At 35.7% G+C, this 16,111-nt stretch carries 17 protein-coding genes and 2 riboswitches; of the genes, 10 read left to right on the top strand and 7 right to left on the bottom strand.

What is annotated here, in order from left to right:
• Positions 1 to 9: 9 nt before the first annotated feature.
• Entirely contained in the window at positions 10 to 912 is a 903-nt protein-coding gene (locus ACWZFG_RS08515) for a glycyl-radical enzyme activating protein (protein WP_455577413.1), read from the bottom strand.
• A gap of 282 nt (positions 913 to 1,194) precedes the next feature.
• Between ACWZFG_RS08515 and ACWZFG_RS08510 the strand changes: the two genes are divergently transcribed.
• The 10 genes from ACWZFG_RS08510 to ACWZFG_RS08465 all read left to right on the top strand — a co-directional run bounded on the left by ACWZFG_RS08510 (position 1,195) and on the right by ACWZFG_RS08465 (position 11,086).
• Positions 1,195 to 3,252: a methyl-accepting chemotaxis protein gene (locus tag ACWZFG_RS08510; protein WP_455577412.1), complete on the top strand. Its 2,058-nt coding sequence runs from the start codon at positions 1,195 to 1,197 to the stop codon at positions 3,250 to 3,252.
• 173 nt (positions 3,253 to 3,425) lie between these two features.
• Entirely contained in the window at positions 3,426 to 5,141 is a 1,716-nt protein-coding gene (gene ade, locus ACWZFG_RS08505; RefSeq protein ID WP_455577411.1) for an adenine deaminase, read from the top strand.
• A 156-nt stretch (positions 5,142 to 5,297) separates the two neighbouring features.
• Positions 5,298 to 6,104 carry a magnesium transporter MgtE N-terminal domain-containing protein gene (locus ACWZFG_RS08500; protein ID WP_147666646.1) on the top strand — a complete coding sequence of 269 codons (807 nt, stop codon included), beginning with the start codon at positions 5,298 to 5,300 and terminating at the stop codon, positions 6,102 to 6,104.
• Between the two features lie 13 nt (positions 6,105 to 6,117).
• Complete coding sequence (locus tag ACWZFG_RS08495) at positions 6,118 to 7,353, top strand: Nramp family divalent metal transporter (RefSeq protein ID WP_177505691.1); 1,236 nt, start codon at positions 6,118 to 6,120, stop codon at positions 7,351 to 7,353.
• A 43-nt stretch (positions 7,354 to 7,396) separates the two neighbouring features.
• Positions 7,397 to 8,221, top strand: coding sequence for a hydroxyethylthiazole kinase (gene thiM / locus ACWZFG_RS08490; RefSeq protein WP_177505692.1), 825 nt, complete (start codon positions 7,397 to 7,399; stop codon positions 8,219 to 8,221).
• A gap of 18 nt (positions 8,222 to 8,239) precedes the next feature.
• Positions 8,240 to 8,737: an energy coupling factor transporter S component ThiW gene (gene thiW, locus ACWZFG_RS08485; RefSeq protein WP_177505693.1), complete on the top strand. Its 498-nt coding sequence runs from the start codon at positions 8,240 to 8,242 to the stop codon at positions 8,735 to 8,737.
• Between the two features lie 12 nt (positions 8,738 to 8,749).
• Entirely contained in the window at positions 8,750 to 9,484 is a 735-nt protein-coding gene (locus tag ACWZFG_RS08480) for an MBL fold metallo-hydrolase (RefSeq protein ID WP_177505694.1), read from the top strand.
• On the top strand, positions 9,466 to 10,131 hold the full coding sequence (locus tag ACWZFG_RS08475) for a peptidylprolyl isomerase (RefSeq protein ID WP_177505695.1): 666 nt from the start codon (positions 9,466 to 9,468) through the stop codon (positions 10,129 to 10,131). The genes ACWZFG_RS08480 and ACWZFG_RS08475 overlap by 19 nt, the downstream gene beginning before the upstream one ends.
• Before the next feature lies 1 nt (position 10,132).
• The gene (locus ACWZFG_RS08470; RefSeq protein ID WP_177505696.1) at positions 10,133 to 10,393 is read left to right on the top strand and encodes a GIY-YIG nuclease family protein; all 261 of its coding nucleotides are present in this window, start codon (positions 10,133 to 10,135) and stop codon (positions 10,391 to 10,393) included.
• Between the two features lie 33 nt (positions 10,394 to 10,426).
• Entirely contained in the window at positions 10,427 to 11,086 is a 660-nt protein-coding gene (locus ACWZFG_RS08465; protein WP_455577410.1) for a 3D domain-containing protein, read from the top strand.
• Between the two features lie 208 nt (positions 11,087 to 11,294).
• Here the strand turns inward: ACWZFG_RS08465 and ACWZFG_RS08460 are convergent, their stop codons facing one another.
• The 6 genes from ACWZFG_RS08460 to lysA form a co-directional block, all read right to left on the bottom strand.
• Entirely contained in the window at positions 11,295 to 11,357 is a 63-nt protein-coding gene (locus tag ACWZFG_RS08460; protein WP_418627044.1) for a histidine kinase dimerization/phospho-acceptor domain-containing protein, read from the bottom strand.
• A 475-nt stretch (positions 11,358 to 11,832) separates the two neighbouring features.
• Entirely contained in the window at positions 11,833 to 12,606 is a 774-nt protein-coding gene (locus ACWZFG_RS08455) for an ABC transporter permease (protein ID WP_177505698.1), read from the bottom strand.
• Positions 12,607 to 12,609: 3 nt separating this feature from the next.
• Positions 12,610 to 13,233, bottom strand: coding sequence for an ABC transporter ATP-binding protein (locus tag ACWZFG_RS08450; RefSeq protein WP_177505699.1), 624 nt, complete (start codon positions 13,231 to 13,233; stop codon positions 12,610 to 12,612).
• 75 nt (positions 13,234 to 13,308) lie between these two features.
• Positions 13,309 to 13,692 carry a fluoride efflux transporter CrcB gene (gene crcB / locus ACWZFG_RS08445; RefSeq protein ID WP_177505700.1) on the bottom strand — a complete coding sequence of 128 codons (384 nt, stop codon included), beginning with the start codon at positions 13,690 to 13,692 and terminating at the stop codon, positions 13,309 to 13,311.
• Between the two features lie 20 nt (positions 13,693 to 13,712).
• Positions 13,713 to 13,775: riboswitch (Fluoride riboswitch) on the bottom strand.
• 90 nt (positions 13,776 to 13,865) lie between these two features.
• Complete coding sequence (locus ACWZFG_RS08440; protein ID WP_177505701.1) at positions 13,866 to 14,396, bottom strand: ferritin family protein; 531 nt, start codon at positions 14,394 to 14,396, stop codon at positions 13,866 to 13,868.
• A 66-nt stretch (positions 14,397 to 14,462) separates the two neighbouring features.
• Positions 14,463 to 15,707, bottom strand: coding sequence for a diaminopimelate decarboxylase (lysA, locus tag ACWZFG_RS08435; RefSeq protein WP_177505702.1), 1,245 nt, complete (start codon positions 15,705 to 15,707; stop codon positions 14,463 to 14,465).
• 76 nt (positions 15,708 to 15,783) lie between these two features.
• A riboswitch (Lysine riboswitch) is annotated at positions 15,784 to 15,956 on the bottom strand.
• Positions 15,957 to 16,111 lie beyond the last annotated feature (155 nt).

Genomic DNA, 16,111 nt, shown 5'->3' with positions numbered 1-16,111 from the left:
CTTGGAATACTAAAAGGAGTATTCTAAGCCTTCTTTTTTTAATGTTTCTATATAGGTTAAAATTTTTTGATGCGCTTGTGATGTTGTAATATCTGATGGAAGGAGCGGTAAATAAGTTTCAAAGCCACATTTTTTAAAATACTTTATTTTTATCCTGTTTACTCCCAGTCTGGTTAACAAGTCAGCAAATTTTTTTGCATCTTCTAAATCATCATTCACCATTTGTACAATAGGGATGCAAATGGTGATATTTTTATGAGTATATAATGCGGTTGATAAATTTTTAAGGATGATTTCATTAGATACCCCCGTCATTTCAAAATGCTTTTGGCTGTTATAATGGGCAAGAGAAAAATGTAGGAGGTCGGTATAGGAAAGTAATTTTTTAAAGTCATCCGGTTTTGCGTATCCAGTTGTTTCGCAAATGGTAAAAAAGAAATGTTCTTTTAACTGTTTGAGTAAGGCTAGAAGAAAAGTGCTTTGAGATAGAATCTCTCCACCGGATAAGGTAATTCGCAACTTTTTTTTGTTTTGATTATTTGAAGGTTTTTTAGGAAGAAGTTGATTTAAAAGCGAGACTATGCTAACTTTTTTCCCAATCGGCTTTAAGGCACCTTGTGGGCAAATTTCTACACAGCTCATACACCCAATGCAATACTTACTTTGTATATGAATTTGATTGTTAAGGTTGATGATTCCAGTGGAGGGACAATCAGATACACAGGCCATACAGTGAACACATATTGTTTCGTTCGGTACAATTTCTATTTTTTTGCTTTTAAGTGCAGGAGAATTGCACCAAATACAATTTAAAGGGCATCCTTTAAATTGTATTCTATAATGGATTTCATCAGGTAAAGTGGTGTTCGTTTCCACTTTTAAAATCGTTGCCAGAGGAGATTTATTAGACATCATTTTATCTTCCTATACTTAATCATTTAGTTTTGTCTGATAATTTAGGCGTTCTAAGGTTCAGATAGACTGGAAACTGCACCTGAATCAAGCCTTGTTTTATCGTAACATAGACAGTAAAAAATGCAAAGCGTTAGATGAAGATGCTTTGAGATGAAAATCTTAATTTTTTGTTAATTAACATACGACTAAATAGTCTCTTGGTGGGTTTTGCTTAAAAGAATGATATAATAAGTATAATAAAATTTTGTTGAAAAATGTCTTATAAAAGAGGTGTTGGTAATGACTAGGTTAAGTAAGAGCATTAAATCAATTTTTGTTTTAAGTGTTATTGTGATTACTAGTGTATTGTTATGTATTCAGACCGGTTTTAATGTTCATTTTTTCAGAGAAGGAATGGAGCAAGAAGTCGAAGGAAAGTTACAAGCTAAATCTGGTGAAATCGTAAATGCGTTCAACTCTAGAATGTTACAGGTCGCTGAAAAAAATAAGGCTTTGACGGCAAATTTGGATGCAATGGAACAATATGATATGAACCTTGTATTTAAAACTATGGAAAAGCTAATTAAATCTGATAGTTTGGTTTATGGCAGTGGCTGTTGGTTTGAGCCGAATGCTTATCAGGCTGACTTAAAATATTATGGACCATATTTATATCGTGATACCGATGGATCGGTAAAGCTTACGATGGATTATAGTAATGAAGCGTATAACTATCCATCGTATGAATGGTATAAAAATGGTGTGCAAGGGAATGGTGAAGTGGCATGGAGTGAACCATTTTATGATGATGTAAGTAAGACGACGATGATAACGAGTGCTAGCGCAATCGAAAAAGATGGAAAGTTAGCGGGGGTACTTACAGTAGATATTGGATTAACGGAATTAGAAAATTATATTCGAGATATGAAAATTGGCGAAACTGGATACTCCTTCATCATTACAAAAGCAGGCTATTATGTTGCGTATCGTGATGCTGAGAAAAATATGCAAGAAAAGATTACGGAAGATAAAGATAGTAATATAAGCAATCTTGGTAAGCAAATTGTAGAGCAAAAGGGACAGGCGTTATTAGAAAGTAGTGCCTTTGGCAGTGATAGTTATATTATGGTTTCACCAATTGGAAATACTGGGTTGAAGTTAGTTTTAGTATATCCGAAGGCAGAGATTTATGCTGCAGTTAATCAATCTGTCTATGTAAGTGTTGCAATCTCTGTTATTGTCATTATTCTCCTCGTTTTAGCCTTGATCTACATCTTTAATCAAAAGGTGGATCGACCAATTCAAAAGTTAATTCTGGTAGCGGAAAAAATTGCAAAAGGTGATTTATCAGCGACGATTATTGTTGATAGTGAAGATGAGATGGGAAGGTTAGCGAATAGTTTAAAGATTATGTCTGATCAGTTAAAGACAATGATTACACAAGTGAATGGAATGGCTGAGCAGGTTGCAGCAGCGAGTGAAGAATTGTTTGCAAGTGCTGAACAATCTAGTTTTATGGCAGAAGAAGTTGCTGTGGCAATTGGAAAGGTAACAAAAGATAATGTAGAACAGGAGAGCCAAACTGGTTCAGCAGTGGGATTTGTAGAGAAAATCGCGCAGCGAATTGATAAAGTGGAAGGGAATACGCAGACGACATTAGAAAATGCACAAAATAGTGTAGCGGTAGCAAGAAAAGGGCGGGGCGCAATTGAAACAGCCGTTAATCAAATACAACAAGTTGATACGATGATAATGAAGACAAGCGATGTAATTACAAACTTGGGTGAGCGTTCGAAGGAAATTGGACAAATTGTACATACGATTTCAAGTATAGCTGCACAGACAAATCTTTTGGCATTAAATGCGGCAATCGAAGCTGCTAGAGCCGGTGAACAAGGCAGAGGTTTTGCGGTTGTAGCAGATGAAGTAAGAAAATTAGCAGAGCAATCACAAGAAGCAGCAAAACAAATAGATGCACTAATTAGTCATGTACAAGAAGAAACAAACGTTGCAGTAAGTGCAATGAATAATGGAACACAAGAAGTTAAAAAAGGGACGCAGATTGTTAATGAAGCAGGAGAGTCATTTAAAGAAATTGTTGATCATATTGAAAAAGTGAGAGAAAATGTTCAAGTAGTAGCAGATGAAGTTAAGCAAATTGTTACTGGAAATGCTGAGGTTGTAAATATTATGGCTCGCTTGCAGGATATTGGAGAAAATACGGTAGGCAATGTAAATAAGGTATCCTCTTCTACGCAGACGCAGTTGGCTTCACAGGAAGAAATTACTTCCGCAAGTAGAAATTTAGCAGAACTTGCACAAGATTTACAAAATACAATTAATAAGTTTAAGTTATAAATGAAAAAAGGCTCACTGGGATAAATTAAAGTCAGTGAGCCTTTTTTATTTATTGACAAGATTGAGAGTAAGTTGTTTTTGTAAATGGATATATATGTATTTGTTTTTTTTGTTTTATTTGATAAGATAAAGTATAATTCTTTTGATATTTTAAGTGATAGGTGGATATAGAGATGAAAAAAATGAAACGCTTGATTGCAGTTGCTAAGGGAGACGAGCAGGCGGATTTAGTATTAAAAAATGTAAGAGTATTTAATTCTTTTACTGGTGAGTTTATTGAAGGCGATATTGCGATTGTCGATGGAGTAATCGCCGGTGTCGGTGAATATATAGGACGAAGAGAATTAAATCTGGATGGGAAATATGTTACACCAGGATTTATTGATGGGCATGTGCATCTCGAAAGTTCGATGCTTAGCCCAATAGAATTTGCTAGAGCCGTTGTTCCCAGTGGTACGACAACTGTAATTGCGGATCCACATGAAATTGCGAATGTTTGCGGATTGAAGGGAATAAAGTATATTTTAGATAGTACGGAAGATTTACCTTTATCTGTCTATGTGATGTTGCCGTCTTGTGTTCCATCGAGTCACTTAGAAAATGCAGGGGCAACTTTATTAGCAGATGATTTAGCAAAATTTATTGATCATCCGCGTGTACTTGGTTTGGGTGAAATGATGAATTATCCAGGTGTTTTATTTGGGGATAAAACGGTTTTAGATAAATTAATGATTGCAAAGGACAAAAAAGTAGATGGACATGCACCGGGTTTGATGGGAAATGATATTATGGCGTATGCAGCTGCCGGTGTTAAATCTGATCATGAATGTGTAAATCCTGAAGAGGCAATGGATCGTTTACGAGCAGGTATGTATTTGATGATTCGTGAAGGTTCGGCTGCGCATAATTTGTTGCAGTTATTACCTGTTGTAAATCGCTTCACCTCACAATTTTGTTTCTTTGCCACAGATGATCGTCATCCAGCGGATTTGATTGGTACAGGACATATCAACAATATGGTACGGCTGGCGGTAGAAGCGGGATATGAGATTCCTGTAGTTTTACAAATGGCGACGATTAATGCAGCTACATATTTTGGGCTTGGCGATGTCGGTGCCATTGCTCCTGGATATAAAGCGGATTTGCTTGTATTTGATGAATTAATTACATGGAATCCAAGCCTTGTCTTTAAAAATGGAATAAAAGTTGCGGAGCATCACAAAGCTTTGTTTTGTGGAAGTGATTTTTCCGATGAGCATATTAAACAAACTGTGCATTTAACCTCTATTAATAGAGAAAAACTAAAGCTTTCGGCTAAATCTGATTTAGCGCGTGTAATTGAGCTTGTACCACATCAAATCGTAACAAAGGCACGAGAAATGAAAGTAAAAGTGGAAAATAGCGAATTTATAGCTGATGTAGAAGCTGATATTTTAAAATTAGTTGTATTCGAACGCCATCATGCTACGGGTAATGTTGGTGTTGGCTTGGCACACGGCTATGGATTGAAACGAGGGGCAATAGCATCGACGATTGCCCATGATTCACATAATCTCATTGTGATGGGAACAAATGATAGTGATATTTTATTGGCGGCAAAGGAAATTGAAAAGATGCAGGGTGGAATTGTTATTGTTGATAATGGTGAAGTTTTAAAAGCGTTACCATTGCCATTGGCTGGTCTTATGTCGAATGAAGGCGTGCACTATGTGGAAGCACAGCTAAATGCAATGAAAATTTTGGCTCATGATATGGGCGTCAAGTGCGAACATGATCCGTTTTTGACATTAGCATTCTTGAGTTTGCCAGTGATTCCTGAATTGAAATTAACTGATCTAGGATTAGTCGATGGAAGAACCTTTCAATTCGTAGATGTTGCTGTAGAGTAAAATAAAGGGTGCGGAAAATTAGCACTACAATTTAGAATTGCATATAGTAAGGTAAGAAGAATGTCTTTCTGTATAGAAAGTATGCTGTACTTACCTTTCGAAAAGACCTTCTATTAAGAAGGTCTTTTTTGATTATGATTGCAAGGAGGGATCATCATGGAAGGAAATGAAAAATTCTACTTTAGTCAATTTATGGGGAATAAAGTTTATAATAGCGGTGGAGATTTTATTGGTAAAGTGTTAGATGTTGCTTTTGAAATAAATAGCATCTACCCAAAGGTAGTAGGGCTTGTCTGTGGAAAACTGGATCATATTATTCCTATAGACTACATTGCTTTTTATAATAAGGGCATGATTGAGCTGAATTGCAAATTTTATCAAGTTATGCCAGAGGAAAATCAAGATAAAATGTTTTTGGTGGGCGATCGGATTTTAGATCGACAGATTATTGATTTAGAAGGTGCTAGGCTGGTCAGAGCGAATGATGTTATTTTGTCATTTGTAAGGAGACATAGTGAACCGCATTTGTTTATTACAGCGATCGATATTGGCATGAGAGGTTTTTTTCGAAGAATGAATCTCGAATTTCTCGTTAAGCGGATGCAAAATAAGTTTTTAGATTGGCAGTATATTAATTTAGTGGATGATTGTATTAAAGGATTGCAGGTCAATTATGAAAAGAACTTAAATCGATTAAAGCCAGAAGACCTTGCGCAGATTATTGAATCTTTGGATTATAAGCGACGATTTATCTTGATAAGACAATTAAATAAAAAGATTATGGGATTAACGATGACCATTTTAAAGCCGAATGTATGCATTGAATTGTTAAAGCAAATAGAACCTTTACATGCTATTTTCATCTTACGAGAAATGCCAAAAGAAAAAGTAGAATATATTCTGAGTGAATACACTGAGTTAAACCGATTTTTTTATGAAGTAAATCAAATTGGCGTAAAATGAAAGGACTTTCATCATGAGCGTAACGAAATATTATAAAAAAATGCTCCTATTTTTATCGGTAATGGGACCAGGCATCGTTACTGCTTTTGCTGATAACGATGCTGGAGGAATTGCAACTTATGCATCTGTAGGGGCACAGTATGGCTACCAACTACTATTTGTATTATTTATAAGCACAATTTCTTTGGGAATCTTTCAAGAGATATCAGCACGTACGGGAGCGGTAACGGGACGTGGTCTTGCTGCATTAATCAGGGAATATTATGGTGTACGCTGGACTTTTCTGGCGATTGTTATTTTGCTATTTGCCAATATTGCAACGACAGTCTCTGAATTCTCTGGAATTGCCAGCAGTTTTGAAGTATTTTCAATTAGTAAATATGTGATTGTACCATTCAGCGCTGTTTTAATTTGGTGGATTGTACTAAAGTACAATTATCGCAGTGTTGAAAAAGTATTTTTTTGTTTATGTTTCATGTTTATAAGCTATGTAATAACTGGTGTTATCGTTGAACCAGATTGGCAAGCGGCAGGCAGTGCACTTGTTATACCAGACTTTTCGAATAACTACGAATATATTTTATTAGCAGTTGGATTGGTTGGAACGACGATTACCCCCTGGGGACAATTTTATATTCAATCTTCAGTAGTAGATAAAGGAATTCGAGCAGAAAAATATCGGTATCTTCTAGTGGATGTATTGGTCGGAACTTTACTCACCGGGGTTATTGCTTTTTTTATTATTATTGTAACGGCGGCAGCACTGTATGGACAGCATTTTGTCATTGCGAATGTACATGATGTTGCAATTGCTCTTGAGCCTTTGGCAGGAAGTTATGCAAAGACTTTATTTGCGTTTGGTTTATTAGGCGCATCTATGTTAGCAGCTGTTGTTCTACCTTTAAGTACAGCGTATGCCATTTGTGAGGCTATGGGATTTGAACATGGTATTGATAAAACCTATCGTGAAGCACCGGCGTTTTTTATTTTATATACCTTCTTAATTGTGATTGGTGCAGGTCTTGTTTTGATGCCGGGAATATCTTTATATAAAGTCATGCTGGCTGCACAAGTCATCAACGGAGTGTTATTGCCACCAATTTTAATTTTTATGTTGCTATTAGTAAATAATAAAGAACTGATGGGCAAGTACAAAAATGGGCGAATTTATAACTATATTGCCTGGATGTTTACCGTGTTTTTGGTTTTATTAAATTTAATTCTTCTCATTGCAGGATTTATTGAATAATAAAGGGAAAATTTACGTTTGGAAAGGTTTTTGATATAATAAAATGAAATTTACTTTTGAGGTGGTTGAGTTGTTAGAAGAGATTAGTCAAAAATTATTGTGGATACGTCAAAACCGCCCGTTAATTCATCAGATTACCAACTATGTCAGTGCAAATGATTGTGCAAATGCAACTCTTGCTTTGGGAGCATCACCAGTTATGGCGCACGATATAAATGAAGTGGAAGAAATGACGAGTAAAGCGAGCGCGCTTGTTTTAAATATAGGGACATTGAGCGTAGCAAATATTCCCGCGTATTTAAAGGCAGGAATAACGGCAAAAGAAAGAGGGATTCCTGTTGTTTTTGATCCGGTTGGCGTTGGTGCGACAAAGCAAAGAACTGAAGTTGCTAAAGCGATTTTAGCCGATGTTCAACCGGATATCATTCGCTGTAATATGACGGAATTAAATGTGCTTTGTCATAGAAAGGTAGCAGTGAAAGGTGTTGATTCCGTTGCAAGTGAAGCTGGTTGTGGAGAGTTTGCGAGGGAATTTGCTGAAAAAACTAATGCAGTTGTTGCGGTAACCGGTAAAACAGATTTGGTTGTCGATAAGAAAAATATGATTACGATTGAAAATGGTGATGAATGGCTGACGAGAGTAACCGGGACAGGCTGTATGACCTCCGCGCTTGTTGCAAGTTTCGCGGCGGCGGGAAATGCTTTTATCGGAGCTGTGGCGGGAGTACTTGCCATGGGAATTTGTGGTGAACTTGCGAAGTTGCGTCTAACAGAGAATGAGGGGATTGGAACGTTTCGCATGCGATTAATTGATGAAATTTTTCAACTGAATCGTGATATAATAAAAAAATATGGGAAGATTTCTTAAATTTATGGGGAGGAGAAAATGCAACTGAAAAAATTAACGATTACCGCTTTATTTATTACAATCGGTGTCTTATCTGCCCATTTAGTTTATATACCTGTTGTTGTGGCGAAATGCTTTCCCATGCAGCATGCAATCAACATTTTGCTTGCGGTTTTATTGGGTACACGTTATAGTGTCAGCGGAGCTTTTAGTATTTCGCTGTTGCGCAATTTATTAGGAACAGGATCCTTATTAGCTTTTCCAGGTAGCATGATTGGGGCGGCGTTATCAGGATACCTTTATGAGAAGACAGGGAGTATTTATGGCGCGATTTTAGGGGAGGTTTTTGGTACAGGTATACTTGGTGCTTTTGTTGCTTATCCTGTAGCGAAATATATTTTAGCGTCTGATGCAGGGGCGTTTGTCTTTGTTGTTCCATTTTTAATCAGTACGCTAGGTGGCAGTATCATTGCATTTGCCATTTATCAAACACCGATTCGTAATCTTTTCGTGAAATATGCAAATCATAGAAGGTAAGGGGGGATACGAATGGATTCTATGGAAATTACTTATTTAGATAATAGTGGTTTTGCTGTAAAAATCGGCAATACCGCACTGCTGTTTGATTATTATCGTGATGAAAATCATTGTTTATCAAGTGTACTGGCAGATTGTAATAAAGTATATATCTTTAGTTCACATGTGCATCATGATCATTTTAATCCTAAGATTGTAGAAATGGCGGATCGTGTGGCAAAATATTTTTTAAGCTTTGATATTAAGCCGGCTGCCAAATCTCTTTTATCGTCAGAAAAGGTAATTTACCTTAATCCTTATGAAACGGTAAGGGAAATGGATATTAAAGTTTCTTCTTATGGTTCAACGGATGAAGGCATTTCGTTTTATGTTGAATTTGAAGGTTGGCGTATCTTTCACGCAGGTGATTTAAACTGGTGGCATTGGGATGGCGATACAGAGACCAATAATAAATTTGCTCGCAATCGCTTTGCAAAAGAGCTGAAGCATTTGACTGGTTTAGTTTCGGATGTTGCTTTTTTCCCAATTGACAGTCGATTAGGCGAGTATTGTGCATTGGGTGTGAAGGAATTTTGTGATCATACGCTGGTAAGACAATTAATTGCAATGCATACACAAGGTATTGCTTGGCACCCGCCAGAAGGGTTTTTCGCTAAAGAGAAAGAAATGAAATATTGGTGTCCAACGAAAAATGGTAGCAAGTTATCAATTGAAAAAGGAGAATTATCATGCAAAGAAAATGGATAGTTTTTATGTTAGTAACGTTTATGATGTTTATTGCTGTGGGATGTTTCGGTAGTAGCAGCCAGCAAAAATCTTCTGGATTGCAAAGTGGAATGAAATATAGTGATATCGCGAAAGAGGAAACGAAACCAACACCTAAAAACGTTGAACCTGCACAGCCTTCAGTACCATACAATGGAACGAATCGTATTGCTGTATTTGATACAAATATGGGAATATTTAAAATTGAGTTGTTTGAGGATAAAGCACCAACTACAACGAGAAATTTTATTGGTTTAGCAGAAAAGGGATTTTATAATAAATTAACGTTCCATCGTGTAATTGATGGTTTTATGATTCAAGGTGGGGATCCAAGCGGCAACGGAACAGGGGGACCTGGTTATACGATTCCTGATGAATTTCATAAAGATTTAAAACATTCATCTGCAGGAATTATAAGCATGGCAAATGCTGGACCTGACACAGGTGGGTCACAATTCTTTATTACTTTGGACAAGACTTCTTGGCTTGATGGAAAACATGCTGTTTTTGGTAAAGTAATTGAAGGTATGGATGTCGTGTATAAAATTGGCAAAGTAAAAACGGGAGCAAATGATAAACCAGTAGAGCCTGTCGTTATCAATGAAATTAAAATAATTAAAGCAGAGTAAAATGGCCTTTACTTATATTTTAGAATGCGCCGATGGGACACTTTATACCGGATGGACGACCGATATTGAAAAGCGTTTATTAGTGCATAATGAAGGACGAGGGGCGAAATATACGCGCGCCAGACTTCCGGTTAAGCTTGCCTATATGGAAAAGTTGCAGACAAATCAACTCGCTCGCCAAAGAGAATATGCAATAAAAAAACTAACGCGTAATGAAAAATTGAATTTGATTGAAATTGCAAAAAATGACAGAGAAACGTAAGTTTCCCTGTCATTTTTTTGCATAGAATCTGTTTTGAACGGAAAAAATAAAATGAAATTTGAAGATGTAGGTGATGCTATGAGAAAACGTGCGAAGGAACGTAAAGGGAAAAAACGTTATCGTCGTGTTATGGCAGGTTTAACTGGTGCGGCATTGTTATCTTCCGTAATGACTGTTGGTATTCCTACGAGTAAGGCGCAGCCAATTACGGATAAATCTCATGAAGCACAAAATAGTGAAAGTTTAGCAGATAGATACAAAGATTATTTAACTAGTAAATTACGTGAATTGTATGATGAAAAAATTGCGGAAAAGAAGCAAGAAATTATCGAAGGTATTTTAAAATTAAATAAACCTGAACCAAAACATGCAACTGCAAATAAGGTTTTAGATATCGTTGCAACAGCGTATACATCAGGACCTGAGGATAATGGTATATGGAATGATAAAACGCATATTGGAACGAAGGTACGTCCTGGAATTATTGCAGTTGACCCAAATGTGATTCCATTGGGGACTAAAGTTTATATTGAATTTAGTAATGGTGAAGGAATGTATGCAGTTGCAGAAGACACAGGTGGTGCAATTAAGGGGAACAGAATTGATATTGCCATGAGTACAAGGGACAAAGCAAAACAATTTGGTATTCAGGATGTAAAAGTGCATGTATTAGAAAAAGTTTTAGATGTATAGCAAAAGCTGCCTTAATCAAATTTTTGTTTAAGGCAGCTTTTCTCATACATCCAAATTAGCGTTTATTTAATTGCTTAGGATTTAAGGTTAGTGTAGTGTTTTTCGCAAGGGTAAGCTCTCCAATAATTGTATTGGCACGATCAAGCCCTTCAATCATTAAATGAAAGTAAGGTTCATTCTTAAGGCAACTCTTTTTTGTGCTGAGTAGTTACAAAAAGCCTCGGATTCTTGTTAAAGGGTTGCGAATTTCATGATTAATACTTGCTGCAATTTCACCAACGATATGAAAGCGATTTAATCGTTCTAATTCTTCTTGTAATAGAATTTCATTTTCTTTTGATGAATTGATATCAACTGCCCAAAGAACAACGTAATATTTTTATAGTTTTTAAGTTCGTTTATATCAGTAAACAAGAAATTCACTGCTTAACAGAATTAATTTTTAATTTTCTAAGGCTATTTATGCTTTATATTCATAGTATATGATATGCAGATTGCTTTGTATAGATAAAGATACATAGGTTAGTTAGGAGGTTATTTATATGTGGTGGGGTGGAAATAATTGCGGCTGTGATTGCAATGAGAATTTCTTTTGTGGATTTGGGTTGGGGCGCTCGATCTTAGTACTATTTGTTATATTATTATTTTTTACAAGTAATGAATGTTGTAATGATTCGTCATCGGCTAGCTGCTTTTAACTAAAAATAGCCTATGGAGTTTCTTCCATAGGCTATTTTTCATGACTATTAAAAGGTAAACTGATTTTTCTTATTGTATAGTGTTTGGTACCCAAGATAAAGTGAACTAAATACAGATAGGCAAACAACAGTACAAATCGCAATCATAATTGAAATTTGATAGAGAATCGCAGTTGTAGGCAGTGTTCCAGATAAGATTTGTCCGGTCATCATGCCGGGAAGAGATACGATTCCCATCCCCAGCATCGAATTCATCGTTGGTAGCAATGCGGTTTCTAAAGATTGATTGACGAAAGGCAATAAAATCTTCTGTGGGATTATGCCGAGATTGATTAAAGTATTGATTCTATTTCGCTGTTGGTCTAGGGTTTCGCGAAAGGATTTAATTGCCAAGTTTACTCCAGTCATTGCATTTCCCATAATCATTCCACTTAAAGGAATGATGTATTGTGGATTAAACATATTTTCATTGACAATAATGGTAACAAAAAAGAATAGTATGGACAAACCTGAGACAGACAAGGAAGCTGCAATAGCAATTTTAAAGGATTTATTTAAAGTAGGATTTTTTGAAATGACACGGTGAATTGCAAAGCCTGTCATACAAATTAAATAAAAAACTGTAAAGAGAGGATTTGGATTTTCAAAAATATAAGTAAGTATAAAACCTGCAAGTACAAGCTGTAATGTCATACGGATACTTGCAAGAATAAGTAATTTTGTCTGATTGATTTTTGCTTTCTTCATAATAAATAGTACAATGAATAAAAGCAAATAGACAATACTAAAATTAAGAATATTGATTTCGGCGATTCCTTTCACTCATTACACCTTCTTTTCTAACGTGATGATATGATCTGCGTAATGTTGGGTTAAATTTGCATCATGGCTAATAACGATTAACGTAATTTCATTTTCCTGGCAGAACGATTTTATGTTTTCTAAAACACGTGTGGCGGTTTCGTAGTCTAAGGCGGAAGTGGGTTCGTCCAACATAAAAACTTTGGGCATAAGTGACAAACATATAGCAAGATAGATACGTTGCCTTTCGCCGCCAGACATATTCATGCAATTGCTTGTTAAGTCGAAATCAGCAGAGCAGATATGGAGAAAATCCTTTTTTTGTTCATTTGATAGAGGTGCCAGATTGCGATAACGATAATATTCATCAAAATTTTCGCTAATGGAAGTATCAAATAAATAGACAGATTGACTCACCAACAAAACTTCTTGTCGTAATGTAATAGTATTTAAAGTAGAAATATCATGCCCTTTATAGGAAATAACGCCTTGATCAGGGGATAAAGTAGCATTAAATAATTTAAGCAATGTACTTTTACCACATCCGCTAGGTCCTTGCAAAAAGGTTGTATGGTTTTCAAAAATATCAATAGAGGGATAATGAAGATTTTGATTAAAAATAACATCTTTTACAGTTAAAATTTCCATTTCAGTATTACCTTTCAATTATTTTTACTTTTATTGTATAAGATTGTAGCTAAAAATAAAAGAGAGATTATAACCTTAAAAGAATATTATTCTGGCGATATAAGTCCCAAGTCGAGTAGCTATCAGGCCGATGAATGTGTTTAGGGCAATGTTTCCTAAGGCGAAATTTATGTTACCAGCCTGAAACAATCCGATAGTTTCATAACAAAATGAAGAGAATGTGGTTAATCCCCCTAAAAATCCAGCTAAAACAAAGAGACGGATTTGTGGAGAAAAATTGAAACGATCAAAAGCAACGGCAGTAAATAGCCCAATAATAAAACAACCTAATAAATTTACGATTAAAGTTCCATAAGGAAAGGTAATGCCTAGCTTATGTATTGCAAGAGTTGAAATTAAATATCTAGCAGCACCGCCAAGGGCTGCGCCGCCCATAACAATAGTCAAGTGATAAAGCATAAAAAAACCTCCTACCATAATTTATGGTAGGAGTCATTACTGAAAAGTCAGGTTTAATGGCGAACTCCATCGCCAACTTATTTGATTTCTTATAAGATATCATAAAAATATAAAAAATACAAGAGTAAAAAAACTATTGCGAATGAGTAACGTATTCATTCGCAATAGTTTTTTTAAGGTTTACATGTGTTTTCGTTTGTGTATGCCATTAAACATTTCCAAAGTTTTGCAGCATGAACTTTTTCATCATTGCCATTATTACAAAAGAGTATTTTTACATCTTTATGCTGGGCGGCGCAATAACTTTCTTGATAATTATTTGCATCACATAATTCATCTACAATTGCTCTTGTTAATAAGTCTATCGCTTCTAAATTGGAACAACTTTTACTTTTACGAAAACTGTCTATAGATGGAAGTGTAATACAAACATCATTAAAAGCACAACATTGTACGGGATCATACTTTGCTAAAAGTGTCATTATATTGCGAAAATGAACCATTTCATCTTCGGCAATTTCAGTGAATAATTTACATAATGAACCACTTGTTTTTTCAGCAGCACAAAGATAAAAATAAATTCCTTTACGTTCGCTGATTGCCATTCTTCTTAGTAACAATAAATCTGGGTCAGTCGGGCACATGCAGTTTTGATCAGGCGTTGACGAAAAAAATTTTGGCGGCATAGGATTCCTGTCGTCCATAAGAAAAAGCCCCCCTTATTCCATTTTTATATAATCTATGAATAAGAGAGGCAAAATGTGCTAATTTTAAAATTTTAATGTGGCAAAATAATCTTCTATTGTTTCGCCGCGGCGAATCATTTCTACGTCGCCATTAGGTTTTAACAATAATTCAGCAGAACGTAATTTACCATTATAATTAAAGCCCATTGCATGGCCATGCGCACCAGCATCGTGAATGACGATAATATCACCGATATCGATTTTTGGTAAAGCGCGGTCGATTGCAAATTTATCATTGTTTTCACAGAGTGAACCAGTGATATCATACACATGGTCACAAGGTTCATTTTCCTTACCGATTATCGTAATGTGGTGATATGCTCCGTAAAGTGCAGGACGCATTAAGTTTGCCATACAGCTGTCTAGTCCAATGTAATTTTTATATGTGTTCTTGCGATGAAGTGCAGTGGAAACAAGATAGCCATAAGGTCCAGTAATAGAACGACCTAACTCCATTGCAATTGTAAGTGGCGCAATATTGTTTTTTATAACGATTCTTTCATAAGCTTTTCTAATTCCTTCACCTACATATTCTAAATCAACAGCTGTTTCTTCAGGGCGATAAGGGATGCCAACGCCGCCGCCAAGGTTAACAAATTCTAATCGAATACCAAGTTTTTTATTGATTTCAACAGCAAGATTAAACATTAATTCCGCTGTTGCGATAAATGAATCAGGATCTAATTCATTGGAGATTACCATGGTATGAAGTCCAAAGCGTTTTACACCTTTTTCTTTAGCGATACGATATGCTTCAAAGAGTTGCTCTTTTGTCAGACCGTATTTTGCTTCTTCAGGTTTTCCGATAATTGTATTGCTATGTGCAAGCGATGGACCTGGGTTGTAACGGAAAGAAAGAATCTCTGGGAAGCTGGCGTGTTTTTCAAGATAATCAATGTGTGTAATATCATCTAGATTGATAACGGCACCTAATTCTCGCGCTTTTTGAAATTCTTCTGCTGGCGTATCGTTTGATGTAAGCATGATATTTTCGCCTTTGATTCCGGCCATTTCAGATAATAATAATTCAGCTAAAGAACTGCAATCGGCACCTGCGCCTTCTTCGCTTAGAATTTTAAGTAAAGTAGGGTTTGGAGCAGCTTTTACTGCGAAATATTCTTTAAATGCTGGGGCCCAGCTAAAAGCTTTAAACAAACGGCGCATATTATTGCGGATTGCCTGTTCGTCGTAAATATGAAACGGAGTTGGGTACTTTGCAATAATCTCTTGCAATTTATCTTTGCTGATTGGAAATGTTTTTTCTGCCATAGATATTACCTCCAAAATTTGTATTTGCATATAAAAAGCGATTTGGAGTCAGCCTCGCAAATCGCTTCAAAAAAGCATGCAAGATAGCTCTCCATACGAATTACGTATGACAGTCTTGTGCATATTCAACCCAAGACCAACAAATTATCTTTGCCATGACAATTTATTTCGGCGATGGTTCCTTTCGTTATTCCTCAAAGCTGGCAGCTCAGAATAATTACTATTAAGCATCGCACCTCTATCACTTATTCTATTTATTTTGCATCATTATATCAATTTTTATAGGTATGTGTCAATTGAAAATAACTATCATTATAAAATGGTTTTGTAACATTGTAAATTTTATAAACCGATAAAAATTTTCCCACATATTATAAGTATAGGCTTTCTTTTTTAGGAAATAG

The organism is Anaerosinus sp., assembly GCF_965318445.1.
Note: the sequence above shows the minus strand (reverse complement) of the source record. Positions and strands in the feature narration are given on the sequence as shown.

What these genes read in the sequence shown, in the direction of transcription:
- ACWZFG_RS08515 (WP_455577413.1), bottom strand. Translation starts at nt 912, where the DNA reads ATGTCTAATAAATCTCCTCTGGCAACGATTTTAAAAGTGGAAACGAAC.
- ACWZFG_RS08510 (WP_455577412.1), top strand. Translation starts at nt 1,195, where the DNA reads ATGACTAGGTTAAGTAAGAGCATTAAATCAATTTTTGTTTTAAGTGTT.
- ade (WP_455577411.1), top strand. Translation starts at nt 3,426, where the DNA reads ATGAAAAAAATGAAACGCTTGATTGCAGTTGCTAAGGGAGACGAGCAG.
- ACWZFG_RS08500 (WP_147666646.1), top strand. Translation starts at nt 5,298, where the DNA reads ATGGAAGGAAATGAAAAATTCTACTTTAGTCAATTTATGGGGAATAAA.
- ACWZFG_RS08495 (WP_177505691.1), top strand. Translation starts at nt 6,118, where the DNA reads ATGAGCGTAACGAAATATTATAAAAAAATGCTCCTATTTTTATCGGTA.
- thiM (WP_177505692.1), top strand. Translation starts at nt 7,397, where the DNA reads ATGAAATTTACTTTTGAGGTGGTTGAGTTGTTAGAAGAGATTAGTCAA.
- thiW (WP_177505693.1), top strand. Translation starts at nt 8,240, where the DNA reads ATGCAACTGAAAAAATTAACGATTACCGCTTTATTTATTACAATCGGT.
- ACWZFG_RS08480 (WP_177505694.1), top strand. Translation starts at nt 8,750, where the DNA reads ATGGATTCTATGGAAATTACTTATTTAGATAATAGTGGTTTTGCTGTA.
- ACWZFG_RS08475 (WP_177505695.1), top strand. Translation starts at nt 9,466, where the DNA reads ATGCAAAGAAAATGGATAGTTTTTATGTTAGTAACGTTTATGATGTTT.
- ACWZFG_RS08470 (WP_177505696.1), top strand. Translation starts at nt 10,133, where the DNA reads ATGGCCTTTACTTATATTTTAGAATGCGCCGATGGGACACTTTATACC.
- ACWZFG_RS08450 (WP_177505699.1), bottom strand. Translation starts at nt 13,233, where the DNA reads ATGGAAATTTTAACTGTAAAAGATGTTATTTTTAATCAAAATCTTCAT.
- crcB (WP_177505700.1), bottom strand. Translation starts at nt 13,692, where the DNA reads ATGCTTTATCACTTGACTATTGTTATGGGCGGCGCAGCCCTTGGCGGT.
- ACWZFG_RS08440 (WP_177505701.1), bottom strand. Translation starts at nt 14,396, where the DNA reads ATGGACGACAGGAATCCTATGCCGCCAAAATTTTTTTCGTCAACGCCT.
- lysA (WP_177505702.1), bottom strand. Translation starts at nt 15,707, where the DNA reads ATGGCAGAAAAAACATTTCCAATCAGCAAAGATAAATTGCAAGAGATT.